Source organism: Marinobacter sp. R17, assembly GCF_003789045.1.
Lineage (GTDB): Bacteria > Pseudomonadota > Gammaproteobacteria > Pseudomonadales > Oleiphilaceae > Marinobacter_A > Marinobacter_A mangrovi.
The window spans coordinates 53,871-76,592 of sequence record NZ_RHGZ01000018.1 but is presented as its reverse complement, the minus strand read 5'-3'; the positions used below and the strand labels follow the sequence as shown (position 1 = coordinate 76,592).

The 22,722-nt window shown below is 58.5% G+C and carries 27 protein-coding genes and 1 tRNA gene; 13 read left to right on the top strand and 15 right to left on the bottom strand.

Annotated elements, in window-relative coordinates:
* Positions 1-28: 28 nt before the first annotated feature.
* The 3 genes from EB809_RS13680 to EB809_RS13670 form a co-directional block, all read right to left on the bottom strand.
* Positions 29-493 (bottom strand): tRNA (cytidine(34)-2'-O)-methyltransferase, encoded by a 465-nt coding sequence (locus EB809_RS13680; protein ID WP_123635385.1) that lies wholly within the window; start codon positions 491-493, stop codon positions 29-31.
* Positions 494-668: 175 nt separating this feature from the next.
* Positions 669-1,172, bottom strand: coding sequence for a protein-export chaperone SecB (gene secB, locus EB809_RS13675; RefSeq protein ID WP_123635384.1), 504 nt, complete (start codon positions 1,170-1,172; stop codon positions 669-671).
* A gap of 165 nt (positions 1,173-1,337) precedes the next feature.
* Positions 1,338-1,760: a rhodanese-like domain-containing protein gene (locus EB809_RS13670; protein ID WP_123635414.1), complete on the bottom strand. Its 423-nt coding sequence runs from the start codon at positions 1,758-1,760 to the stop codon at positions 1,338-1,340.
* 152 nt (positions 1,761-1,912) lie between these two features.
* Here EB809_RS13670 and gpmM point away from each other — a divergent pair, with 152 nt between their 5' ends.
* The 4 genes from gpmM to EB809_RS13650 all read left to right on the top strand — a co-directional run bounded on the left by gpmM (position 1,913) and on the right by EB809_RS13650 (position 6,985).
* The gene (gene gpmM / locus EB809_RS13665) at positions 1,913-3,460 is read left to right on the top strand and encodes a 2,3-bisphosphoglycerate-independent phosphoglycerate mutase (RefSeq protein WP_123635383.1); all 1,548 of its coding nucleotides are present in this window, start codon (positions 1,913-1,915) and stop codon (positions 3,458-3,460) included.
* Positions 3,461-3,468: 8 nt separating this feature from the next.
* Positions 3,469-4,674 carry a murein hydrolase activator EnvC family protein gene (locus EB809_RS13660; RefSeq protein ID WP_123635382.1) on the top strand — a complete coding sequence of 402 codons (1,206 nt, stop codon included), beginning with the start codon at positions 3,469-3,471 and terminating at the stop codon, positions 4,672-4,674.
* Positions 4,675-4,766: 92 nt separating this feature from the next.
* Positions 4,767-6,143 (top strand): S41 family peptidase, encoded by a 1,377-nt coding sequence (locus tag EB809_RS13655; protein WP_123635381.1) that lies wholly within the window; start codon positions 4,767-4,769, stop codon positions 6,141-6,143.
* A gap of 38 nt (positions 6,144-6,181) precedes the next feature.
* On the top strand, positions 6,182-6,985 hold the full coding sequence (locus EB809_RS13650; protein WP_411711073.1) for a divergent polysaccharide deacetylase family protein: 804 nt from the start codon (positions 6,182-6,184) through the stop codon (positions 6,983-6,985).
* A 75-nt stretch (positions 6,986-7,060) separates the two neighbouring features.
* Here EB809_RS13650 and hisF read toward each other — a convergent pair whose 3' ends face one another.
* From hisF to EB809_RS13625, 5 genes are all read right to left on the bottom strand, one after another.
* Positions 7,061-7,834, bottom strand: coding sequence for an imidazole glycerol phosphate synthase subunit HisF (gene hisF / locus EB809_RS13645; RefSeq protein ID WP_123635380.1), 774 nt, complete (start codon positions 7,832-7,834; stop codon positions 7,061-7,063).
* A 1-nt stretch (position 7,835) separates the two neighbouring features.
* Positions 7,836-8,573, bottom strand: coding sequence for a 1-(5-phosphoribosyl)-5-[(5-phosphoribosylamino)methylideneamino]imidazole-4-carboxamide isomerase (gene hisA, locus EB809_RS13640; RefSeq protein ID WP_123635379.1), 738 nt, complete (start codon positions 8,571-8,573; stop codon positions 7,836-7,838).
* Positions 8,574-8,609: 36 nt separating this feature from the next.
* Positions 8,610-9,254: an imidazole glycerol phosphate synthase subunit HisH gene (gene hisH / locus EB809_RS13635; RefSeq protein ID WP_123635378.1), complete on the bottom strand. Its 645-nt coding sequence runs from the start codon at positions 9,252-9,254 to the stop codon at positions 8,610-8,612.
* 97 nt (positions 9,255-9,351) lie between these two features.
* Positions 9,352-9,945, bottom strand: a complete 594-nt coding sequence (gene hisB / locus EB809_RS13630) for an imidazoleglycerol-phosphate dehydratase HisB (protein ID WP_123635377.1) — start codon at positions 9,943-9,945, stop codon at positions 9,352-9,354.
* Between the two features lie 141 nt (positions 9,946-10,086).
* The gene (locus EB809_RS13625; RefSeq protein WP_123635376.1) at positions 10,087-10,548 is read right to left on the bottom strand and encodes an SRPBCC family protein; all 462 of its coding nucleotides are present in this window, start codon (positions 10,546-10,548) and stop codon (positions 10,087-10,089) included.
* A gap of 411 nt (positions 10,549-10,959) precedes the next feature.
* Here EB809_RS13625 and EB809_RS13620 point away from each other — a divergent pair, with 411 nt between their 5' ends.
* The 5 genes from EB809_RS13620 to EB809_RS13600 all read left to right on the top strand — a co-directional run bounded on the left by EB809_RS13620 (position 10,960) and on the right by EB809_RS13600 (position 16,236).
* Positions 10,960-13,170, top strand: coding sequence for an AsmA family protein (locus EB809_RS13620; protein WP_123635375.1), 2,211 nt, complete (start codon positions 10,960-10,962; stop codon positions 13,168-13,170).
* Positions 13,170-14,234, top strand: coding sequence for an A/G-specific adenine glycosylase (gene mutY, locus EB809_RS13615; protein ID WP_123635374.1), 1,065 nt, complete (start codon positions 13,170-13,172; stop codon positions 14,232-14,234). The genes EB809_RS13620 and mutY overlap by 1 nt, the downstream gene beginning before the upstream one ends.
* Positions 14,235-14,279: 45 nt before the next feature.
* Entirely contained in the window at positions 14,280-14,555 is a 276-nt protein-coding gene (locus tag EB809_RS13610) for an oxidative damage protection protein (protein ID WP_123635373.1), read from the top strand.
* A gap of 104 nt (positions 14,556-14,659) precedes the next feature.
* Positions 14,660-14,735: transfer RNA gene (locus EB809_RS13605), tRNA-Phe, on the top strand.
* A 382-nt stretch (positions 14,736-15,117) separates the two neighbouring features.
* Positions 15,118-16,236 (top strand): hypothetical protein, encoded by a 1,119-nt coding sequence (locus tag EB809_RS13600; RefSeq protein ID WP_123635372.1) that lies wholly within the window; start codon positions 15,118-15,120, stop codon positions 16,234-16,236.
* Positions 16,237-16,625: 389 nt separating this feature from the next.
* Here EB809_RS13600 and EB809_RS20965 read toward each other — a convergent pair whose 3' ends face one another.
* The 5 genes from EB809_RS20965 to EB809_RS13585 all read right to left on the bottom strand — a co-directional run bounded on the left by EB809_RS20965 (position 16,626) and on the right by EB809_RS13585 (position 18,713).
* Positions 16,626-16,799, bottom strand: coding sequence for a hypothetical protein (locus EB809_RS20965; RefSeq protein ID WP_190294901.1), 174 nt, complete (start codon positions 16,797-16,799; stop codon positions 16,626-16,628).
* Between the two features lie 215 nt (positions 16,800-17,014).
* Positions 17,015-17,578 (bottom strand): hypothetical protein, encoded by a 564-nt coding sequence (locus EB809_RS13595; protein ID WP_123635371.1) that lies wholly within the window; start codon positions 17,576-17,578, stop codon positions 17,015-17,017.
* A 107-nt stretch (positions 17,579-17,685) separates the two neighbouring features.
* Entirely contained in the window at positions 17,686-17,859 is a 174-nt protein-coding gene (locus EB809_RS20960; RefSeq protein ID WP_190294900.1) for a hypothetical protein, read from the bottom strand.
* A 167-nt stretch (positions 17,860-18,026) separates the two neighbouring features.
* Entirely contained in the window at positions 18,027-18,365 is a 339-nt protein-coding gene (locus EB809_RS13590; protein ID WP_123635370.1) for a hypothetical protein, read from the bottom strand.
* A gap of 66 nt (positions 18,366-18,431) precedes the next feature.
* Positions 18,432-18,713: an ADP-ribosyl-(dinitrogen reductase) hydrolase gene (locus EB809_RS13585; protein ID WP_123635369.1), complete on the bottom strand. Its 282-nt coding sequence runs from the start codon at positions 18,711-18,713 to the stop codon at positions 18,432-18,434.
* A gap of 148 nt (positions 18,714-18,861) precedes the next feature.
* On the opposite strand from EB809_RS13585, the gene EB809_RS13580 reads away from it, so the two are divergent.
* Positions 18,862-19,050 carry a hypothetical protein gene (locus EB809_RS13580; protein WP_123635368.1) on the top strand — a complete coding sequence of 63 codons (189 nt, stop codon included), beginning with the start codon at positions 18,862-18,864 and terminating at the stop codon, positions 19,048-19,050.
* A 6-nt stretch (positions 19,051-19,056) separates the two neighbouring features.
* A complete protein-coding gene (locus EB809_RS13575) occupies positions 19,057-19,818 on the top strand; it encodes a hypothetical protein (protein ID WP_123635367.1) in 762 nt (253 codons plus the stop codon).
* A gap of 16 nt (positions 19,819-19,834) precedes the next feature.
* Here EB809_RS13575 and EB809_RS13570 read toward each other — a convergent pair whose 3' ends face one another.
* The gene (locus tag EB809_RS13570) at positions 19,835-20,458 is read right to left on the bottom strand and encodes a DUF2959 domain-containing protein (RefSeq protein WP_223807963.1); all 624 of its coding nucleotides are present in this window, start codon (positions 20,456-20,458) and stop codon (positions 19,835-19,837) included.
* Positions 20,459-20,702: 244 nt separating this feature from the next.
* On the opposite strand from EB809_RS13570, the gene EB809_RS13565 reads away from it, so the two are divergent.
* Positions 20,703-20,936 carry a TIGR02647 family protein gene (locus tag EB809_RS13565; RefSeq protein WP_123635365.1) on the top strand — a complete coding sequence of 78 codons (234 nt, stop codon included), beginning with the start codon at positions 20,703-20,705 and terminating at the stop codon, positions 20,934-20,936.
* 90 nt (positions 20,937-21,026) lie between these two features.
* Here EB809_RS13565 and EB809_RS13560 read toward each other — a convergent pair whose 3' ends face one another.
* Positions 21,027-21,221, bottom strand: coding sequence for a hypothetical protein (locus EB809_RS13560; protein WP_123635364.1), 195 nt, complete (start codon positions 21,219-21,221; stop codon positions 21,027-21,029).
* A gap of 721 nt (positions 21,222-21,942) precedes the next feature.
* Between EB809_RS13560 and EB809_RS13555 the strand changes: the two genes are divergently transcribed.
* On the top strand, positions 21,943-22,713 hold the full coding sequence (locus EB809_RS13555) for an ABC transporter ATP-binding protein (RefSeq protein ID WP_123635363.1): 771 nt from the start codon (positions 21,943-21,945) through the stop codon (positions 22,711-22,713).
* Positions 22,714-22,722: the final 9 nt, after the last annotated feature.

The window sequence follows — 22,722 nt, the reverse complement described above, 5'->3', positions numbered from 1 at the left end:
CGAACGCGGCGGTTCTCACACGGTCTTCTCAGATACCCCCTTTGAACCCGACCTGACGCCAGGCCTCGTAACACACGACGGCCACCGCGTTGGACAGGTTCAGACTCCGGGAGGTGTCACACATCGGCAGGCGCAACGCCTGCTCGATAGCAGAGCCGCCGCGGATGTCCGCGGGCAGACCGGCGGTTTCGCTACCAAACAGCAGACAATCCCCCGCCTCGAATGCCACCTCACTGTAATGCGTGCTCGCCTTTGTGGTCATGGCGTAGATCCGCTTGCCCGGCTGCTTCGCCAGGAAGTCCTCGAAATCCCGGTAACGGCTCACGTTTGCCAGGTCGTGATAGTCCAGCCCCGCCCGACGGAGCTTGCGCTCCTCGAAATCGAAACCCAGCGGTTCGATCAGATGCAACTGGAAGCCGGTGTTGGCGGCCAGACGGATAATGTTGCCGGTATTGGGGGCAATCTGGGGTTCATGCAGGACGATATGGAACATGGCGACTCTGGAGCGTTAACAGACGGCCCTAATGGCCGGGGTTTACAGGAGAGCCCAAAGATACGCCAACGGCCGCGTGTTGGGAAACGGGACAGTCAGTCTGGCAGAGAGGAACCGGGAGGTTTCGGGGATGAAGGGGCGGGACCGGCCGGAAAGCCGGTCCCGGGAGGCAGGATCAGTGCTTCTGTTCTTCGGTGGCCTGACCGGCCGCTTCTTCCTGCTGACGCTTGAGCGCCTGGGCGTAGATCGCGTCGAAGTTCACCGGCGCCAGCATCAGGCCCGGGTAGCTGCCCTTGTTGACGATGGTATCGATGGACTCGCGGGCGTACGGGAACAGGATGGTCGGGCAGTAGGCGCCCAGCATCTGACCCAGCTGCGGCCCTTCGATACCCTTGACCATGAACACGCCGGCCTGCTGGATTTCGACGATATAGGCCACCTTCTCTTCGATCTTGGCGGTAATCGTCATGGACAGGACCACTTCGTACTGGTTGTCGCTGACCTTGGTGTGCGAAGTGTTCAGATCCAGGTTGACCTGGGGCTGCCACTGTTCCTGGAAAATGGTCGGCGAATTCGGGGACTCGAAGGACAGGTCCTTGATGTAGATACGCTGCAGCGCAAACTGGGGCTGGTCCGGGTTTGCGTTTTCGTTGCCTGCTGCCTGCTGATTCTCAGCCATTTTCTTTCCTTCCGGTTCTTGTCTGGGAGCGCACCGGGAGTGCCCTCCGGTCTGATTATTGTGAGCGGGTACTGTGAGAGGGCCTCACTATACCCGCTGTCAGGGGATATCGATGTGAAACAGTGCGCCAAGTGGGCGGGGAATTCAACTGGCGCACTTGAGGGATTATTTCTTCTTGCGCTTCAGCGGCAGGTTGCTGCCCTGCCACTCGGAAATGCCGCCGGCCAGGCGCACCACATTGCTATAACCCGCCTCGTTCAGCTGCTTGACCGCCGTTGCGGAATGCTGGCCCATCTTGTCCGCGACGATGATCTGCTTGTCCTCGTATTTCTTGAGTTCATCCATCCGCTCCTTCAGGGAATTGAGCGGAATGTGCAGGGAACCGACGATATGACCCGTGCCATATTCCTTCTTCTCGCGGATGTCGACCACCACGGCTTCGTCCTTGTTCAGCAGGCCGATCGCCGACTGGGCGGTAATCTTTTTGCCCCCACGACGCATCTCCAGCAGGGCCAGCGCCACCAGCATGAGAATGAAAAGCGTGGCGAGCACGTAATGATTGGCAACAAATTCAGGGAGTTTTTCCAGAAAGTTCATCAGTACAACCTGCGGGGCCTGCAAACGAAATTGATGCGCGATTATACACATCCGTAACGCTTGACAGAAGGCGGCCCACATAGCCTGAGTCGTTCAAAAAAGGTAGACTCGGCACTCCATTCCCATTTCCATCGGACCAGGTAATGACCGCAATGCGAAAGACGACTGCACTGATAATTCTCGACGGCTGGGGTTATCGCGACCCTTCTGACGACAATGCCATCAGCAATGCCAACACCCCGTTCTGGGACAAGCTCTGGCAAGAGCAGCCGAAAACGCTGATCAACACCTCCGGCATGTTCGTTGGCCTTCCCAAGGGCCAGATGGGCAACTCCGAGGTCGGTCACATGAACCTGGGCGCGGGTCGCATCGTCTACCAGAGCCTGACCCGCATCGATAAAGACATCGCCGATGGCGCCTTCGCCGACAACCCGGTGATCACCAGTGCCATCGACAAGGCCGTGGAGAAAGGCAAGGCCGTTCACCTGATGGGCCTGTTGTCTCCGGGCGGCGTCCACGCCCACGAAGACCATATCCTGGCGGCCGCCGAAGTGGCCCGCTCACGGGGCGCAAAGGCCGTCTACGTTCATGCCTTCCTGGACGGCCGTGACATGCCGCCGCGCAGCGCCGAGCCTTCACTGAAAAAAGTGGACGGCAAACTGCGGGAAATGGGCGTGGGCCGCATTGCCTCCCTCGTTGGCCGCTACTTCGCGATGGACCGCGACAACCGCTGGGACCGCGTCGAAGCCGCCTACAACCTGCTGACCGCCGGCAAAGGTGAATTCACCGCGGACACCCCGGTCGAAGGTCTGCATGAAGCCTACGAGCGTGGCGAGAACGACGAGTTCGTCAAGGCCACCCGCATCCAGGCCGCCGGCGAGCCGGACGCCTTCGTGCAGGACGGCGACAGCATGATCTTCATGAACTTCCGCGCCGACCGCGCCCGGGAAATGACCCGCGCCTTCGTCGAGGATGATTTTGATGGCTTCGAGCGCCAGCAACGCCCGACCCTGTCGGACTTTGTGATGCTCACCGAGTATTCCGCCGACATCAAAACCTCTTGCGCCTACCCGCCCGAGAAGCTGGTCAACAGCTTGGGCGAGTACATGGAAAAGCTGGACAAGACCCAGCTGCGCATCGCCGAGACCGAAAAATACGCCCACGTGACGTTCTTTTTCTCGGGCGGCCGCGAAGAGCCGTATAAAGGCGAAGATCGCATCCTGGTGCCCTCGCCCAACGTGGCCACCTACGACCTGCAGCCGGAAATGAGCGCGCCGGAAGTGACTGACAAGCTGTGCGAAGCCATTCGCAGCGGCAAGTACGATCTCGTGGTGTGCAACTACGCCAACGGTGACATGGTCGGCCATACCGGCAGCTATGACGCTGCAGTCAAGGCCGCCGAGTGCCTCGACCAGTGCCTGGCGAAGATCGACGCCGCGCTGAAAGACGTCGACGGCCAGGCCCTGATTACCGCCGACCACGGCAACTGCGAACAGATGTCCGACCCCAGCACCGGCCAGATGCACACCGCACACACCACCGGCCCGGTGCCGCTGGTGTACATGGGCAGCCGCAAGATCCACCTCAAGGACGACGGCGCCCTGAGTGATGTGGCCCCGTCTCTGCTGACCCTGATGCAGCTGGAACAGCCGGCTGAAATGACCGGTCATTCACTGATCGAACAAGACTAGGACTCAGTGTGACCCACGCGGCCATCCGGCAGTGCCGCCCCGACTCCCGATCCAGCCTCCCGACGCGCGTCCTGCGCGCCGGGTTGCTGCTGGTCGCCCTGCTGTCTCCCCTCCCTGCGACAACCTACGCGCAGGACGCCGACTCCGTTTCTCCGGAGCAGATTGAAGCGCTCAAGGAACAGATCGCCGACATCGACGACTGGCTCAAAGACGCCGAAGCCGACCGCGGCGAACTGGAACAGACCCTGGCCAGCACCGAGCGCAAGATCGGCCAGCTCAAGAAGGAACGTCGCTCCCTGCGTCAGCAGGCGGCCGAGCAACAGACCGAAATCGACAAGCTCAAGGATCGCGAGCGGAAACTGGAGAAGGAGCTTGCCGCCAAGCGCGAGGCGCTCAAAGCCCAGATCCGGGCCGCCTGGATGGCCGGCGACGCGCCCGCCCTGAAAGTCCTGCTCAACGAGATCGATCCGCAGAAGCTGTCACGGGTCATGACCTACCACGAGTACCTGAGCAAAGACACCGTCAGCCGGCTGGAAGCCTTCAACCGCACCCTGGACGATCTCAAAACCACGCGCGAACAAAGCATCGCCGCCCAGCTCAAACTCAAGAAAACCGAAGCCGCCGTCGCCGAACGCCAGGACAAGCTGGAGGACCAGCACAAAACCCGCGAACGCACCCTGGCCCTGCTGAAATCGGACATCTCCGACAAGAAAGGCAAGCGCCAGGATCTGGTGGCCGACCGGGAACGACTGGAAAAACTCCTGAAGGAAGTGGAAGCCGCGATTGCCGACATTCCCACGCCCAAAGAATCACAACCTTTCTCAAGTTTGCGCGCTAAACTCCCGTGGCCAACCCGTGGTAAGGTAATTATCGGCTATGGCGAGAGCCTGCATAATGGGCGCCTGCGCCACAACGGCCTGCTCATCGCCGCCCAGCCCGAGGCCGAGGTCAAAGCCGTCCATTACGGGCGCGTCGTTTTCGCCAACTGGTTGCGCGGCTTCGGACTTCTGACCATTATTGACCACGGGGATGGTTACATGAGCCTCTACGGCCGTAATTCGAGCCTGCTCAAGAGCCCCGGAGAATGGGTCAGGGCCGGTGAGACCATCGCTATCGCGGGCGAGGGCGACAAGGATTCGAGCGCCCGGCTCTATTTCGAGATTCGGCATAACGGCAAGCCACAGAACCCAATGAGGTGGCTGGCCCATAAATAAGGTGAGGGATGCGCCGTGAGAACACACTGTATTGCTGTCTTCCATTGCCTACCCACCGTGACAATAAAACACCGCGAGTACAGGAACACTGCATGAAACTGGCCAGACGTACCGCCGCTACCGCTCTTCTCTGCGCTTACAGCCTGTTGACCCTACCGGCGCTGGCGCTGGCAGACACCGATCCCGAAACTGGCGAAACCATTCTCAAGGGCGAAGCCAACGGCAAGGATGTGACCGTTCGCCTGCCCAACCCGGAAAAGCAGCTGCCGCTGGATGAACTGCGCAAGTTCACCGAAGTGTTTGGCCGCATCCGCGAAGCCTACGTCGAGGAAGTGGACGATACCACGCTGCTAGAGAACGCCATCAAGGGCATGCTGTCCGGCCTCGACCCTCACTCTGCCTACCTGGAGCCTCAGGCCTACGAAGAGCTGGAGGAAAGCACCAGCGGCGAATTCGGCGGCCTGGGCATTGAAGTGGGCATGGAAGACGGCTTTGTCCGCGTCATCTCTCCCATCGACGACACCCCGGCCCAGAAAGCCGGCGTGCAGGCCGGTGACATGATCATCAAGCTGGGTGACCAACCCGTCAAAGGCATGAGCCTGGAAGAAGCCGTCAACCTGATGCGCGGCAAGCCCGGCTCGACCCTCAAGCTGACCATCGTGCGGGACGAACAGAGCGCGCCCATCGAGATCGACGTCAAGCGCGACGTGATCAAAGTGGCCAGCGTTAAATCCCGCATGCTGGAGCCGGGCTACGCCTACCTGCGCCTGACCCAATTCCAGGCCGAAACCGGTCGTGAATTCGTCGAAGCCATCGACAAGCTGGAACAGGACAACGGCGGCAAGCTCAGCGGCCTCATCATCGACCTGCGCAACAACCCGGGCGGCGTGCTGCAGGCGGCCGTGGAGTCCGCGGATGCGGTGCTGGATGAAGGCCTGATTGTCTACACCGACGGCCGTATCCAGAGCTCCAAGCTGCGTTTCAGCGCCCAGCCGGGCGATGAGACCGATGGCGCGCCGATCGTCGTGCTGATCAACGGCGGCTCCGCGTCGGCGTCCGAGATCCTGGCCGGCGCCCTGCAGGATAACCACCGCGCCGTGATCATGGGCACCGAATCCTTCGGCAAGGGCTCGGTCCAGACCGTCATCCCGCTGGACGAGACCCACGCCATCAAGCTCACGACTGCCCGTTATTACACCCCCAGCGGCCGCTCCATCCAGGCCAAGGGCATCCACCCGGACATCGTGGTCAAACAGGCCCGCCTGACCGAGGTGGACAACCAACCGTTCTTCACCGAAGCGGACCTGAGCGGCCACTTGGAAAACGGCACGGAAGACGGCAAGACCGACGACAAGACCGCGAAAGCGGCCAAAGACGAACTGGTGGCCAAGGACTACCAGCTACGCACAGCCCTGAACCTATTGAAAGGGCTGGGAATTCTCGGCAAGAGCAAAGAGAGCGCCCAGTGAGATTGAGCCGTTCCTGCCGGGCGCTTCTGGCGCCCGCGTTGCTGTGTATCGCCCCGGTGCTGGCAACGCCGATCCAGGCCGCCCCGCGCGGCGAACAGCCGCCGCCCACCATCGCCATCATTATCGATGACATGGGCCACGACAAAGTTCAGGGCGAACGCCTGATCCAGCTGTCCCAGCCGATCACCCTCGCCTTCCTGCCGTTCCGGCCCCATACCACCTCGCTGGCCCGGGATGCCCATGCCAACGGCAAGGAAATCATGCTGCACGCGCCCATGGCGAACACCCATCACATTGGCCTCGGCGCCGGTGGCCTGGACGCCAGCATGGACGAACGCGCCACCACCATGAGCCTGCGACATTCCCTGCAGTCCATTCCCTACGTGCAGGGCGTGAATAATCACATGGGCAGCCTGCTCACCCAGAACCGCCAGCACATGGACTGGGTCATGAAGGAGCTGTTCCACTACCCGCTCTACTTCGTGGACAGCCGCACCATTGCCGGCACCGTGGCCGCCAAGAGCGCCAGCGATCACGACGTGCCCAACATGAGCCGTGACGTGTTCCTCGACAATGAACAGACCGAGGAAGCGGTGGATCGGCAGTTCAAACTGCTGGTGGAAACCGCCAAGCGCAACGGCACCGCGATTGGCATCGGCCATCCGCACAAGGTGACGGTGGATTATCTGGTGAAGCACCTGCCGGAGCTGGATGCGCAGGGCATCGCCGTGGCCACGGTCAGCGGCCTGTGGGCCATGCGGCACAACAACGCGCCGATGTTTGTGGATGTGAAGCAGCCGGTGCGGACGTCGCTGGCTAAAGGCCGGGCTTCGGAGAACTAATCAAGACTGGAAAACACAGAAAAGCGGGTTGTGCTTGATGCGGCTCGCTTGGCAAGCCGCACCCATGGAGCGGACTTAAAGCCGAACCTCAATCCCTTGCTCATGCATGAACTGCTTCGCTTCGGGAATCGTGTGCTGACCGAAGTGGAAGATCGACGCCGCCAGCACCGCATCGGCACCGCCCTGGGTCACGCCGTCCGCCAGGTGCTGCAGCTCGCCCACACCGCCTGAGGCAATCACCGGCACCACCACCGCATCGCTGATCGCGCGCGTCAGGCCCAGATCGAAACCGATCTTGGTGCCGTCACGGTCCATGCTGGTGAGCAGCAACTCGCCGGCGCCCATCTCGACCATCTTCTTCGCCCATTCAACGGCGTCCAGCCCCGTCGGCTTGCGGCCACCGTGGGTGAAGATCTCCCAGCGCGGCGTTTCGCCTTCGGCACTGACCCGCTTGGCGTCGATGGCGACCACGATGCACTGGCTACCGAACCGCTCGGCGGCCTCGCGCACGAACTTCGGGTTGAAGACCGCCGCGGTGTTGATGCTGACCTTGTCCGCGCCGGCATTGAGCAGCTTGCGGATGTCTTCCACGGTGCGCACGCCGCCTCCGACGGTCAGCGGGATAAAGACCTGGCTGGCCATCCGCTCGACGGTCTCGTAGGTCGTATCGCGGCTTTCGTGACTGGCGGTGATGTCCAGGAAGGTGATCTCGTCCGCGCCCTGCTCGTTGTACTTGCGGGCCACCTCCACCGGGTCGCCGGCGTCGCGGATATCGACGAAGTTGACGCCCTTGACCACGCGGCCCTTATCGACGTCCAGACAGGGAATGATGCGCTTGGCCAGGGTCATATCACTTCTCCTGCTGATCGCACCAGGCCTGGGCTTCCGCCACATCCAGGGTGCCTTCGTAGATGGCCCGGCCGGTGATCGCGCCGAGAATGCCACGATCCGCTTCCGCGGACAGGCGCTGGATGTCGTCCATGTTGGTGACGCCGCCGGAGGCGATCACCGGAATCCCGCAGGACTCCGCCAGATGCGCGGTCTGCTCGACGTTCACGCCCTGCATCATGCCGTCGCGGCTGATGTCGGTGTAGACGATGCTGTCCACGCCGTCGTTGGCGAACTGCTTCGCCAGATCCGTCGCCTTCACTTCGGAGACTTCCGCCCAGCCGTCCGTCGCCACCAGACCGTCTTTGGCGTCCAGGCCCACGATGATGTGGCCCGGGAACCGCTTGCACATCTCGGTGACGAACTCCGGCTCCTTCACGGCCTTGGTGCCAATGATCACCCACTGCACGCCCGCCTTCAGGTAGGCCTCGATGGTCTCAGCGGAACGGATGCCGCCGCCGATCTGGATCGGCAGGTCCGGGAAGCGCTTGGCGATGGCGTTGACGATTTCACCGTTCACCGGTTCACCGGCGAAGGCGCCGTTCAGGTCCACCAGATGCAGGCGACGGGCGCCGGCGTCGACCCAGCGGGCCGCAACGTCGACCGGATTCTCGGAGAACACGGTGGAATCATCCATCCGGCCCTGGCGCAGGCGCACACATTTTCCGTCTTTGAGGTCGATGGCGGGAATTATCAGCATGGTGTTATCAATCCAGTTCGGTGTGGAGGTCAGCGCTTACTGACCCGACCATTGTACGAAGTTTTTCAGCAACTGCAGACCGGCCCGGTGGCTCTTCTCCGGGTGAAACTGCGTGGCGAAGACGTTGTTGCGGGCGACGGCCGCCGCCAGATCCACGCCATAGTGCGTGCGACCGGCAATGTCCGGATTGCCTTCGGCTTCGGCGTAGTAGCTGTGAACAAAGTAGAAGCGCTCACCGTCGTCGATGTCGTGCCACATCGGGTGATCCTGGGTCTGCCAGACCTGGTTCCAGCCCATATGCGGGACTTTCAGGCGCTCGCCCTGCCCGTCCTTCAGGTGGGTGCCGAAGAAGCGGACTTCCGACGGGAACAGGCCGATGCCGTCCACGCCATTGTTCTCTTCACTGCGGGCCATCAGCGCCTGCATGCCGACGCAAATGCCCAGCAGCGGGCGGCTTTCGGCGACCAGGTCTTTCACCAGCGTATCCACACCCTGGCGGCGGATCTCGGCCATGCAGTCACGCATCGCACCGACGCCCGGCAGGATCACGCGATCGGCCTCGCGGATGAGGGCTTCGTTATCGGTGACGTGGACGCGCATGTCCGGCGCCACGTGCTCGACCGCCTTGCTGGCCGAATGGAGGTTACCCATGCCGTAATCAATGATGGCAACGGACTTCATAGTCAGGACAACTCCGGAAAGCAGCGGCCGGCTGGGTTGCCCTCAGCCGGCCGGGATAACAGATAGGGTGACAGAACCCGCGTCAGTACGACCCGCCTCAGAGCGAGCCTTTGGTGGACGCGATCACACCCGCCATGCGCTCATCCGGCTCGATGGCCATGCGCAGCGCGCGACCGAAGGCCTTGAACACCGTCTCGATCTGGTGGTGCGTGTTCTTGCCCTTCAGGTTATCGATGTGCAGCGTCACCATGGAGTGGTTCACGAACCCGTGGAAGAACTCCTCGAACAGGTCCACATCGAACCCGCCGACCGTGGCACGGGTGTAAGGCACCTCCATGCTCAGACCAGGGCGGCCCGACAGGTCGATCACGACCCGTGACAGGGCTTCATCCAGCGGTACATACGCATGACCGTATCGACGGATGCCTTTCTTGTCGCCCACAGCCTTGACGAACGCCTGGCCCAGCGTAATGCCGATGTCCTCAACCGTGTGGTGGTCGTCGATGTGCAGGTCGCCCTTGGACACGATATCCAGATCCACCAGCCCGTGACGGGCGATCTGATCCATCATGTGCTCCAGGAAGGGCACGCCGGTATCGAAGTGGGACTCGCCGGTGCCGTCGAGATTAATCGACACCGTAATCTGGGTTTCGAGGGTATTGCGTTCTACCCGCGCCTTGCGTTCGGCCATGGGGACTCCAGTGAATAAAGCCGGAAATTGTGACAGCGCAGAGTATACCGCGTTATGTCGTCTTTCTCACTTTATTGAGGCGATAGCGTGGAATGGCGAGAACCGACGCAGCAGGGCGCCACGCCGGTCGGAGAAGGCTGCCTAGAAGGCCTTCTTCAGGTTGTTCATATAGGTGTCCACCATGCCGTTGAACTCGTGCTTGACCACCGGGCTGATGGCCAGCTTGAGCAGGCTTGGCAGCGGCAGGGTCAGCTCCGCCGTGGTCTGGAAACTGGCGCGGGTCACGTCATCGCCCTTGGCAGACAGGTTCCAGGAGCCGCGCACGACACCGTTGCCCTCGCCCTTCACCGGCTCCCAGGTAATCTTGCCGGCGTCTTTGTCGGCGACGTACTTGCTGGCATAGACGGACTGGATGGAGTGCTTGTCCACACCGATCTTTTCCATTTCCCAGCGGTAGACGTTGTCGCCCAGATCCACCAGTTTATCCACTTTGGGGAAGTAACTGGCCGACTTCGGCACGTCTGCCAGCAGGTCGAACACCTCGTCGTAACTGCCTGGAATATCGATTTCCCGATTCAACTCAATAGCAATCGTGATGGCCACCCGAAACTCCTTAACTTGCGTTGTCTTTATTGTGTCGGGCGCTCTGGCCCTGGATACGTGATGCGCGGCATTCTGACGAAAAGTCGTACGCCGTCAATCGTTATTTTGTTACCTAATCATTTCAGGGCGATGCTTTCTGCCCCGATGTCGCTCTCTGCAGAGTGTACCGGGATTGGTGGTCAAATGAACATTCTGAAAGATTGTCGGTATACACCGCCTGATCGGTGGGCTGATTGAATCCTGTGTCGTATGCTAACCGTAATACGACGTTGTAAAACTGTTGTGCTTACGCGGCGTTGAGACACTCCGCGCTCACATTCAATGATTGGCCGGCCCTGCCTGCACCGAATGACCGGCGCCCGCGAGCCGCTCCGGGCCAGCCATTAACATAGCCGTAAGGATACTGCTGCCATGAAAGCGCTTCGCTACCTGCTGATTGCCGTCGTCGCCGTCATCGTCCTGATCGCTGCCGCGGTCGTGATCGCCACGATGGTGCTGGACCCGAACGACTACAAACCCCAGATCGAGAAAATCGTCGAGAAGAAAACCAACCTCGACCTGTCGCTGAACGGCGACATCAGCTGGTCGTTCATCCCCATCGGGCTGGAAGTGAACGACGTGGAGGCCAAGCTTGACGGCGATCAGTTCGTGAAGCTCAACCTGCTGCGGGCGGAAGTGGACTTCTGGTCGCTGATCAGCATGTCGCCGGCGGTCGACACCTTCACACTCGACGGCCTGGACGCCCGTCTGGTCAAGAACAAGCAGGGCCAGGGCAACTGGGAACGCATCATGCCGGAGGGCGAAACGAAACCGGCTGACGAACAGGCCGCCCAGAAAGAAGAACCGGCTCCGGCTGAAACACCGGCGGCGGATCAAGGCGGCAGCGAACCGCTCAAGTTCAACGTCGAGGAAATCGCCATCACCAACGCCCAGGTGCACTACTCGGATCAGGGCACCGGCCAATCCGTCACGCTCGACGACTTCTCGCTCAACGCCAGTGACATTACCCTGGGCCAGACCTTCCCGCTCAGCCTCGGCTTCCATTTCGCCACCAACGAACCAGAGCTGGACGTGGTCGCGCAGATCAAGGCGCAACTGAACGCCAACGAAGCTCTCAACCAGTTCCAGATGCAGGACCTGGACAGCAGCTTTGAACTCAAAGGCGCGGCCGTCGGCGGCAAGACCGTCAACGCCAGTTTCACCGGTAACGCCGCCGCCAACCTGGAACAGGAAACCGCGTCCCTCTCCGACTTCGTTGCCAAACTGGCCGGCCTGGAGCTGAGCGCGAACCTTAATGTGGCCGGCTTCGGCGACAAGCCCAAGCTGGACGGCAAGCTGTCCGTCGCCGAATTCTCCATCCGCGACCTGATGGACACCCTCGGCCAGGCACCGATCGAAACCAGCGATCCGGACGTGCTCAAGAAAGCGTCCTTCTCCACCGATATCGGCGGCAAGCCGGGCCAGGTCGACCTGAACAACCTGCAGCTCAAGCTGGACGACACCACCTTCAAGGGCAGCTTCGGACTGGGTCTGGCCAACACCGCCATCGACCTGAAACTGAAAGGCGACAAGATCAACGTCGACCGTTACCTGCCGCCGAAGTCCGACCAGCCGGCCGCCGAAACCGCCAGCAGCGACGACAGCGGCGCCCCGGCGCCGGGCAGCACCAAGGCCCCACCGGAATCCGACCTGCTGCCGCTGGACACCCTGCGCGGCCTCGACCTGGACGTGGATCTGGGCCTGGGCGAACTGGTTGCCAGCAACCTGACCATCACCGATATTCAGTCAAAAATCTCCGCCAAGAACGGCCTGATCAAAGTCGATCCCTTCGCCGGCAAGCTGTATGAAGGCGACTTCAACGTGCAGGCCACGCTGGATGCGCGCAAGAACAACCCGACCTGGAAGATCACCGAGCGGGCCAACAACATCCAGACCCTGTCGCTGCTCACCGACCTGGCGGACATGAAGCTGCTTTCCGGCGCCGCCAACCTGACCGCAGACATCACCACCCAGGGCAATCGCCTATCCGCCTTGCGCAGCAACGCCAAGGGCGACATCAAGTTCAACCTGGACAAGGGCAGCTTCAACAAGATGAACCTGACGAAGATGGCCTGTCAGGGCATCGCACTTGCCAACCAGGAAAGCCTGACCACCACCGACTGGGGCGACTCCACGCCGTTCAACGACATGCACGGCGTGCTCAAGATCGACGGCAACACCGTCAAGAACACCGACCTGACGGCCGCCCTGGCCGGCATGGAGCTGAAGGGCGGCGGCACCGTCGACCTTGCCAAGAGCGACCTGGATTACGAGGCGGGCCTGCGCGTTGTCGGTGAGATCCACCGCGACGAAGCCTGCCGCGTCACCAAGTACGTCGAAAACGTGGTGATTCCTGTAGAATGCCGCGGCGACATTTCCGGCGACCCGGCCAAGCTGTGCTCCTTCGACGGCTCGCGCTTCCGCGACACCCTCAAGGACATGGCCGCCAACGCCGCCAAGAAAAAGGCAACGGAAGAAGTGAACAAGGCCATCGACGAGAAACTGGGTGACAAGCTGAACGAGAAGCTGGACAAGGACACCAGCGACAAGGTGAAGGGCGCACTCAAGGGGCTGTTCAAGTAATGGCCGACAGCGTCGCCGACCGGCTGCTGGCTTGGTACGACCAGCACGGCCGCAAAAACCTGCCCTGGCACGAAGACCGGACACCCTACCGCGTGTGGGTGTCCGAGATCATGCTGCAGCAGACGCAGGTGACCACCGTCATCCCCTACTACGAGGCCTTCATGGCCCGCTTCCCGGACGTGAAGAGCCTGGCCGAAGCGCCGGTGGATGACGTGCTCCAGCACTGGTCGGGCCTGGGCTACTACGCCCGCGCCCGCAACCTGCAGAAAGCCGCCAAGGCGGTGATGGCCGACCACGGCGGCGAATTCCCGAAAGACCAGGAACAGCTCGAAGCCCTCACCGGCATCGGCCGCTCCACCGCCGCCGCCATCCTGGCCCAGGCCCACGGCATCCGCGCCAGCATCCTCGACGGCAACGTCAAGCGCGTGCTCGCCCGCTACCATGCCGTCCACGGCTGGCCGGGCCAGACCGCCGTCCTGCGCGCACTGTGGGAGCACGCCGAGCAGCACACGCCCCACGAGCGCGTGCGGGACTACACCCAGGCCATCATGGACCTGGGCGCCCTGGTCTGCACCCGACGCAAACCGGACTGCGACCACTGCCCGCTGGCCGACGACTGCGAAGCGAAAGCCCAGGGCCTGACCGCCGCCCTGCCCGAGTCCAAACCGAAGAAAGCCAAGCCGGAAAAGGAAACCTGGCTGCTGATGATCGAGGACGACGCCGGCAACCTGTTGATGGAACGGCGCCCGCCCAGCGGCATCTGGGGCGGCCTCTGGAGCCTGCCGGAGCTGGACACCGCCATCACCCTGGACGAACTGCCGGAAGTGGCCGAACGCGAACTGGGCATCGCCTGCGACGACGCCCAGCCCCTGAGCGCCTTCCGCCACACCTTCAGCCACTACCACCTGCACATCCACCCGGTGCGCCTGCGCCACGCCGGCACCGCCGCCGCGATGGACAACGCCGATCTGGCCTGGCAGCCACGGGAAGACGCGCCCACGCTTGGCATCCCCAGCCCGATCCGCAAGCTGTTAACCCAGCCCGAGCAAACCACCCTGCTCTGATTCTGTTACCATCGCCGGAATTGAAGACACCCGAAAGGAGCCGACATGAGCCGCACCGTATTCTGCCGCAAGTACCAGAAAGAGATGGAAGGCCTCGACATGCCGCCCATGCCCGGCGCCAAGGGCCAGGAACTCTACGAGACCGTCTCCAAGCAGGCCTGGCAGGAGTGGCAGAACCAGCAGACCATGCTGATCAACGAAAAGCACCTGAACATGATGGACCCGTTCGCACGGAAGTACCTCAAGGCCCAGATGGAGAAGTTCCTGGACAACGAGGAATTCGAACAGGCCGAAGGCTTCGTGCCGCCGGAAGAGCGTTGATACACCTCACTGAACAGGGATTGACCAACTCCCGGAAAGACGAGAAATTTTCTCTGAAACGGCCTTGACTCCGTCAACCTAAACCGGTTTAATACCGCCCCGTTGCCCGGATAGCTCAGTCGGTAGAGCAGGGGATTGAAAATCCCCGTGTCGGTGGTTCGATTCCGCCTCCGGGCACCATTATTCTGAAAAGCCGCTCACTCGAGCGGCTTTTTTCGTTTCTGACCCTTCACTTTTTCATCCCCGAACTGCAGTCTTGAATCACCGTGTATTGCGTACCAAAACTGAAACTTAAAATGAATATTTCTCGATTTCTTGTGGAAACAAAATTAAAGAGACGCGACTCTTTTTGGTTATAAACGCTGATCACTGGATAGCGCAGCAGATACAGACGCTACGTAATTTAGGTAGCAAGCCGCCACAAGTTAACAAGCAGCCTCAGCCCAAGAGATCGCAGGCTGGCGATTTAGAGCAGCTTGAAGTGGTTGGCAAAGCCGTTCTGTTAAAAAAACATCTATAATAAAAATTGAAACCCAAGGAACTATTGCGACAGGGAATAAAAATGAGACACTCAGATAAAAAAACACTAAGGAACCATATCCAAGACTGGTGGAATAACTCTTATCAGGCAAGACACTTAATTCATATGTTTGCAAGAGCAATCGTAAACTCATTCCATGTATGGATATGCTTGATCGGTCTCACTCTCAGCTCGATGCCTTTATGGCATAAAGTGGGTCAGAACAGCCCTGTAAATGAAGTCCTACCCAGCATCGGCAACACCATCTTAATCGCCGGTGTAATAGGCGCCTTTATGCGTTTTGTATCAACAACAAAATTCATGCGCCAGGAATTCGCCAACATCATGTATAGCAAAGATTTTCTAAGCAAGCCCAAGAATTTTGATTGGGCGCTCAATAATCTAATTGAGGCATCAGTGGAACGCTACATGCCGGCTATAAGAAGGCATCTTAAAATAGATCACCTTAAAGAGAATCTTCCCCAGAGACCTGACCTAGTCTACAAAACATATCACCAAAATTTTGATGTAACCTGGGCAAGCAAGCCGCTCGGCATACTGGAACTTGATGAAACCATGGATTTATCTGTCGAAACAGTTAGGAATCACAAGGGGACTATAGAATACAAGTATGTGGCGCCAGACTTAGGCCAAGGCTTTGAGTATAAAATTGAAGAACTAACACTCAGCCATACTGATATGGAAGGACCGGCAATAGATAAAACCAGCGAAGTCAAGTACCAAGAAAAGGACGGCGATATAGAGATAACATACGTCATTGAGGTTTCAGGCGATCAAGAACATATAATTCATCGAAGAATGAAAAGGTACGTAAAACTTGACCAAGAACCCTACATAATATATAGCGCCTTAAGGTATCAACTGAAAACCACAGTCTCTTTTAACTGCGAGCACGATGATATTAAAGGGTATTTCACTTCGTTGGGTACTGATAGAGAATTCAAAACGATAGGCGGAAAAAATAAAACAAACAAGTTTACTGAGCTTTATCAAAAGTTGCTGATGAAGGGGCAAGGCTATACGATTTATTTCTGTGCTGCGCAACCACAAACTGTTGAAAAAACAGACGCAGACGGGCATGATTCGAGCCTAGGTAGCGATGCAGCATTAGATGAGGCTGCTAACCAGCCTTCTCGCTAGAAGCGAGACATCTTAGATCGTTGGTTGACGCGACTCACAAGATTAAATAGTTCCTTACATTAAAAACTTGTACTTTCGCCACGCTAACGTATGTTGTTATAAGAAGGGTGGACGAAAATCACTGCAAGGAGGATCAACACAATGAGAATGCCAAAAGAATGGGGCTAACCCACTGACTCAAATAGATTTTCAAAAAAGCCGGTCATATTGACCGGCTTTTTTTAAACCCAGAAGATTAGAATTTGTAGTTTATGCTACACCCTTATGTAGCTTTTAACTCCATAACCTGGGAGAGGAGGGTAGGTCTCGCCGAGAGCGATTAAAAGTTAATAGAAACTAGGACAGAACATTTTTCTATCCCGGTTCTCAAGCGCCAATTCAACGTGGATTCAACCAATCACCGCATTCCGCCAATTGTTCACCGTCACTACCCGACACCCCAGCCCATCAAACTGAATCCGCCCAGACGAAAGCTCCATCCGCAGCTTGCTGATGATGTCCCGAAGCCACCCTTTAACCATCACGTTGGCGCCACCAACCAGCCCCAGCACGAGTTGGCGCATGTTGTCGCTGAAATTTGAAGGAAGGCTGGTTGCCTTTCAAAGATTTGCAACGCCGGATGTGGATTGCTCTGAATGCCCCGAAGGGCGAGTTCTGAAGGCTGCATCTGCGGCGTTGCCGCTCTTGGCAAGGGCTACGGCCATTCCCGGCGAACCGCGCCTTGCACCTACAACCTTCAGAACACGCAGAGACTATACAGGAACCAATCAAAGGCTCCTCAGATCACTCCTTTGATAATTTCCTTGATTTGGACCTCCGACATACCGGAGACATTGATCATGATGAGCTGGGAAGTGTCGTTCTCGTCCGTGAGAACGATCAGGGATTTTTCGGGGCCCAGCGCCCAGTAGCCTTTGCCGTTGTGTGTCGGGAACACCCGGATTTCCCTGGGAGCGATGTCCTCGTCCACGACATAGCGCTTGGATTTCATCGCTTCCTGCACGAAAGCGTCGTCACTCCCCTCCCCCGATTTCAGCCCGAAGAGATAGAGCGGCCAGTCATGCAGGTTGGCGTCGGGAAAGCCCATGGCGCTGGCCATGACGGACTGGAAATAGAGATTGGAGCCGTCGGGGTAGATGAAGGTCAGCCCTTGCCCGCCAATGACTTTGACGCCGCTTAGGTCCTCAATAGGGATTCGCAGAGTGGCAACGGGGCTCAGGCTGAACTGCGCTACGTGTTCGGCGGTAAGTGCATCGTATTGGGTGTTTTTGACCGGCGGAGAGCTGCACGCAGCGGTGCTGAATAGCAAACTCAATAGCAGGAGGGTGCAACTTCTTTTCACGGGACATCCTTGTTGTCAGGCTCGGAGAGTGAGGCCCCGACTCCGTTCAGGGAAGCTCTACGCTATCGAACAATTGGGGCATTATCAAAACGCCAGTCACGGACTGGCTACAAACAAAACCGGCACCGCACCAACTTCTTCGCCAGCTTGTCCCGCTTTTTCTGTATCCGCCGCATTTCCCGCAAATTCTGAAACGTCCGCTCAAATGCGTACCGCGCTTCGGCCTGGTTGGCTTCGTCGCAGAGTTCCAGCCAGTGTTTGGTGAGGCATTCCGTGGTCATAGATACTCCTGTTTGTGTCTTGATCACAGGAGTCAGGCTATCGCCAGACAGGTCATTGAATCCCGGCGACTTTTGGCAGGAATTGTGGCGAAAAATGGAAGTGGCACAGAGCGTCCGTCAATGGGGACCTGTACCACTTCACCCATACCCGCTATGGGCCCATTAAATTAGCCGCTGGCTTGCTTGCTGTTCGTTTTGCTTTGATCTTTTTCATGATCTCTCAACTCGTCCGCCCGCTCCCTGAGCAAACGCTTTTTCTCAGCATCTGCAAACCGCTTCAGAACCTGTCGGATCAGCGGTTGGTAGCCAATGCCGTTGATCTCCGCAATCATCTTGTAATCATCAATCAACGATTGCTGGAGTCGAATCGATATGGGTTTCAGTCCCGCAGCCTCATTCAGCGCCGCATCATCAACGTCCCTGGATACCCGAACAAAATCTTCGTCTTGACCCAGGCGTCCGTCTTCCCAAGCTTCGGGGGTACCTTCAATCTTTTCCTTACTCATGCTTCTAACTCCTCCCGTCGCCACATCGCGGGCACAAGCACCAACCCGCAGGACACTCATATAGTGTCAGGCAAACTTTTTGTAGATCCGCTCTTCTGTCGCGTTTGGCTCATAGGCCGTCTTCAGCAGGATATTGCCTCCCTTCAGAATGAAGGCGACTTTAAGCCGGCGCCCAAAATCAGTCTCAGCGATAAACCACTGCGTCGGCGGATCTGTCTTGTGTTCTTCCCGTGTATCCTCCAGCAAATGGCCATCACGATTGGCGAAGCATTGCTGAACCTCTTCCAGGCTGACCCCGTGTTTTTGGGCCAGCTTCTGCTTAACCGCAGATGAGCATTTTATTGACATGGCGTTCCTTGCCGCACCTTGTATATACAAAGTATATACGGTAGACGAAGAACATCCAACCGGGACCTTAATACGCTGCCCGACTGATTAATGGACAACCGCCTCCGCCTTTCGCTAACCTTGACTCATCAGCGAGGAGAAGATTCATATGTCCGTGGGATTCTTCGGATTTTGGAAAAAAGGGAAAGACGACGCCGGGAAGGACTCGGCCGGTCGCTATCGTGTGGACAAGGACGGCAACGCCAAGCTGAACCTCGAAAATGAAGAGGTGATCCGCTCCATTCGCGCCCAACTCCAGAGCCTCAAGGATTTCGAACCCGACCGCAAGACTGCCTGATCGCGCATGGGCGTCCTTTACGTCGCTTTCGTGCTGGTCTGTGGTTTTATCTTCACCTCCCTGCACCTGCCCGCACGCTACCAGCAGAAACGCTCCTCCGGCTGGGAAAGCTATTTCTCCGTTGCGTTCTACGGTTTCGTCTTTGTCATCCTGGCGACGCTGATCGTCATGCTGATCGACGGCTTCGATCTGCCGTCATACGCCCTGCCCCATCTCGATACCACGCTCGGCCGACTCAATGCCCACATCGGCGACTACACCAGCCAGGCGGTGACGCCCCGGGAGCTGTTGATTGCCCTGCTCGCCTTTCTACTGGCCGGTGTCAGTGGCGGTTTCAGCAAGTGGCGCACGAAGAATCCGGGCGTTCGCCTGCGCAAACTGCGCAAGGCCTGCCTGGGCGATGAGCTGGAAGGCATTTTCCTGGACGCGCTGCGCAGCGAGCAGTGGGTGTCGCTGACGCTGGATACCCGCAAGTGCTACATCGGCATCGTGACCCACGTGCACACCGAGGCGGCGCTGCTGGATTCCATTTCGATCATCCCGACGCTCAGCGGTTACCGGAACGATGACGACCTGGAGCTCAAGCTGCTGCGGAACTACTACCACCACTACGAAGAGAAAGGGCTGCTGGAAGAAGGCGCCCAGCTGGACCGGCTGTCCGAATTCCGGATCGTGATCCCGACCAAACACATCGTGCACGTGTCGTTCTTCGACCTGAACGCCTACAAGAGTCTGCGGGAGAGCCAGGCGATTCCGACGACCGCCTGACCCAACGTTTGAACGGTCAGTTCTGCGACTGGAAGCGCTGGATAAAGGCTTCGGATTCGGCAATCGACGCTTCCATATTCTGGATCAAAGCGTCCACATCCTGTTGGATACGGCCCAACTCACCCTGCAGTGAACCGATCGCCTGGGCATTGAGATTGTGCTTGAGAAACAGCACCTGATCCTCGAAGGCTTCCAGCACCGGGTCCATGCGCTCCTCGGCCTGGTGCATGCGGGTGATCATCTGGTCGTAGTGCTGTCGGGTGTCTTTCAGTTTCTGCGCGCTGGCCCGACGCAGGGAATCACTCTGGTAGCGGTCCAGCTCGTCGTCCCACTCGTCGAACAGGGCTTCAGAAACGTCTTCGACGGCATCGATCCGGTCACGCACGTTTTCGGCGGCGTCCTGGCTGTCTTCGTAGGCGTCGCGTATCTCTTCGTACCTGGCCTTCAGTTCGGTGTCCGGCGTGTTCACCACGCTCTGGAAATGCTCAAGCGAGGAACGAAAGGTTTCCTGGGCTTCGCTCTGGGCATCCCGGGCATCGGCTACGCGATCGACCATGATGTCGCGCTTCTCGATGCCGAGTTCTTCCATGGCGTCGTAGTAGAGGGAGCTGCAGCCGCCCAGAGTGATCAGCGACAGCATCCACAATCCAACCCATCTCAATCCGAAGGGCGATCCTGCCCTGCTAACCCCAGCCATAGCTTTATTTCCTCGTTGATTACTGTGTTTCCGTAAAGGAGGCATCCGTCGAGACGCCGCCAATGGCGCCACCTTGCCCCGATCCGGCGACCAAGACAACTCGTTATCGGCGATAAAGGCCCTTGCGAAACCCGCCCAATCCGATACAAATTAGACAATACACAACAACAAGCGAGCGAGCCCAACAATGACGTTTACCAAAGACCAGATTGCTGAACTGAACCTGCTGACGCTTTTCAACCTGCACTCCACCCAGGAGGGCATCAAGGTGCATGGCCACAGCGCCGACCTGGATGCGGTGGACGCGGCGCAGCGGCTTTTCGATAAGGGCCTGACCACCCAGAAAGACGGCGGTTACCTGACGCAATTGGGCATTGAGGCCGCCGAGCACGCCCAACGGGTGCTGTCGATTCTGAAGTAAATCAGGTGGCGCGCCTCGTCGATCCGGTCACCGTTCGAGGCGCGCTACTCATATTCGGTATTCAGAGTCTGCTTGCGGGGTGCAACGGCACTAGTCGTCGTTCGGCGCGACCATGTCGACAAACTGGCGGGCTTCATCGAAGGTAGGGAAACTCTGAAGGATTTCCTGACCGACGATTTCCACGTCATAGGTCAGGCTGTCGGGAGACGGCAGTTCCTCACAGGGGCGTGCGGTCACCCGCAGGAGCCCTCGTTCCAGTAGTACATTGTTTTGCGTGACAGCCATGCAACGCGTTCCTGTTGTTATTGTTCATGCCGTGATCCATCACGCGGTTTCGTCCGTGCCGGGATTCCAGAACCCCGATGAGCAACCTATTCACCCTAACAAAATAACTCGGCAGCGAAGGTTAAAACCGTTTCTTTTTGTGACCCGCGTAGTGTTCGGGCCGGATTTGCAGGATAGCCGTAACTCGCTCTGCAAGCGCCTTTTTTTGACGTATCTATAACCGATAATCAACGCCATCGAGTTGGCCGGGAGTGTCGTCACTATTGATTTTTAGGCCAACAGTCCGTAAAACATAACGCTATCCAACCGCATTCCCGGTGCCGATATCGTGTTGGAAGTGCCCCAAAAGAGGCAAAACGACGGCATACGGGGTAAGACGGTCCAAAAAAAGAGAAGGGCAATGCAGCCGGCCGGTGATCCCGGTGACGGTAGCAGGTAAAAGCACAATGCAAAGCCTTCAGATGATGACATACCTATCATTTATTCCCACGGTGAGCCGTCCGCGCCTGCAGCCGGCAGCGCTGATTGGCCAATCTCCCGTGGCTAAGCTCGTTCTCGCCAAGGTCCTCGACGAGTAGATCTCCCCTCTTCCCAATTGCAGCGGATGCACCACACTCCCGACGGCACACGGATTGCTGTATCAAGGGGTTAGTGTACCTGCACGTTTGCGACTATCTTTTACTCAGATACCGACTGTTATCGACAGGCTCAGGAGTCATTCATGGCGGAAAATGCGCCCTTGATCTGTAAAGACATCCACAAAACCTTCAATGAGAATGAAGTGCTCAAGGGCATTTCCCTGGAAACCCGCAAAGGCGATGTGGTGTCGCTGATCGGCAGCTCCGGCTCAGGCAAGAGTACGTTTCTGCGTTGCATCAACCTGCTGGAAACGCCCACTGCCGGTGAGGTGATCGTTCACGGTGAACCAATTCGGTTCAAACAGAACCGCAAGGGCATCCGGGTGCCGGCCGATAACAAACAGGTCGAACTGATGCGCGCCAAGCTGTCCATGGTCTTCCAGGGGTTCAACCTCTGGTCCCACATGACCGTGATGGAGAACATCATCGAAGCCCCCATGCATGTGCTCAAGGTGCCCAAGAAGGAGGCCATCGAGCGCGCCGAAGCCTACCTGCACAAAGTCGGTATCTACGAACGCAAGGACTACTATCCTTCCCACATGTCCGGTGGCCAGCAGCAGCGCGCGGCCATTGCCCGGGCCCTGGCGATGGAGCCGGAAGTCATGCTGTTCGATGAACCGACTTCGGCTCTCGACCCCGAGCTGGTAGGCGAAGTTCTTCGGGTCATGCAGAGCCTGGCCGAAGAAGGCCGAACCATGATCGTGGTGACCCACGAGATGGCGTTTGCACGGGATGTGTCGAGTCAGGTCCTGTTCTTGCATCAGGGCCGGATTGAAGAACAGGGGACGCCGGAAAAAGTCTTCGACAATCCGGATTCGGAGCGTATGAAGCAGTTCCTGGCGCCCAAGTTCTGATTAACGGAT

Coding starts and splice junctions, on each gene's coding strand:
- EB809_RS13680 (WP_123635385.1), bottom strand. CDS start 493: ATGTTCCATATCGTCCTGCATGAACCCCAGATTGCCCCCAATACCGGC.
- secB (WP_123635384.1), bottom strand. CDS start 1,172: ATGGCTGAGAATCAGCAGGCAGCAGGCAACGAAAACGCAAACCCGGAC.
- gpmM (WP_123635383.1), top strand. CDS start 1,913: ATGACCGCAATGCGAAAGACGACTGCACTGATAATTCTCGACGGCTGG.
- EB809_RS13655 (WP_123635381.1), top strand. CDS start 4,767: ATGAAACTGGCCAGACGTACCGCCGCTACCGCTCTTCTCTGCGCTTAC.
- hisF (WP_123635380.1), bottom strand. CDS start 7,834: ATGACCCTGGCCAAGCGCATCATTCCCTGTCTGGACGTCGATAAGGGC.
- hisA (WP_123635379.1), bottom strand. CDS start 8,573: ATGCTGATAATTCCCGCCATCGACCTCAAAGACGGAAAATGTGTGCGC.
- hisH (WP_123635378.1), bottom strand. CDS start 9,254: ATGAAGTCCGTTGCCATCATTGATTACGGCATGGGTAACCTCCATTCG.
- hisB (WP_123635377.1), bottom strand. CDS start 9,945: ATGGCCGAACGCAAGGCGCGGGTAGAACGCAATACCCTCGAAACCCAG.
- EB809_RS13620 (WP_123635375.1), top strand. CDS start 10,960: ATGAAAGCGCTTCGCTACCTGCTGATTGCCGTCGTCGCCGTCATCGTC.
- mutY (WP_123635374.1), top strand. CDS start 13,170: ATGGCCGACAGCGTCGCCGACCGGCTGCTGGCTTGGTACGACCAGCAC.
- EB809_RS13610 (WP_123635373.1), top strand. CDS start 14,280: ATGAGCCGCACCGTATTCTGCCGCAAGTACCAGAAAGAGATGGAAGGC.
- EB809_RS13600 (WP_123635372.1), top strand. CDS start 15,118: ATGAGACACTCAGATAAAAAAACACTAAGGAACCATATCCAAGACTGG.
- EB809_RS20965 (WP_190294901.1), bottom strand. CDS start 16,799: ATGCGCCAACTCGTGCTGGGGCTGGTTGGTGGCGCCAACGTGATGGTT.
- EB809_RS20960 (WP_190294900.1), bottom strand. CDS start 17,859: ATGACCACGGAATGCCTCACCAAACACTGGCTGGAACTCTGCGACGAA.
- EB809_RS13590 (WP_123635370.1), bottom strand. CDS start 18,365: ATGAGTAAGGAAAAGATTGAAGGTACCCCCGAAGCTTGGGAAGACGGA.
- EB809_RS13585 (WP_123635369.1), bottom strand. CDS start 18,713: ATGTCAATAAAATGCTCATCTGCGGTTAAGCAGAAGCTGGCCCAAAAA.
- EB809_RS13580 (WP_123635368.1), top strand. CDS start 18,862: ATGTCCGTGGGATTCTTCGGATTTTGGAAAAAAGGGAAAGACGACGCC.
- EB809_RS13575 (WP_123635367.1), top strand. CDS start 19,057: ATGGGCGTCCTTTACGTCGCTTTCGTGCTGGTCTGTGGTTTTATCTTC.
- EB809_RS13570 (WP_223807963.1), bottom strand. CDS start 20,458: ATGCTGTCGCTGATCACTCTGGGCGGCTGCAGCTCCCTCTACTACGAC.
- EB809_RS13565 (WP_123635365.1), top strand. CDS start 20,703: ATGACGTTTACCAAAGACCAGATTGCTGAACTGAACCTGCTGACGCTT.
- EB809_RS13560 (WP_123635364.1), bottom strand. CDS start 21,221: ATGGCTGTCACGCAAAACAATGTACTACTGGAACGAGGGCTCCTGCGG.
- EB809_RS13555 (WP_123635363.1), top strand. CDS start 21,943: ATGGCGGAAAATGCGCCCTTGATCTGTAAAGACATCCACAAAACCTTC.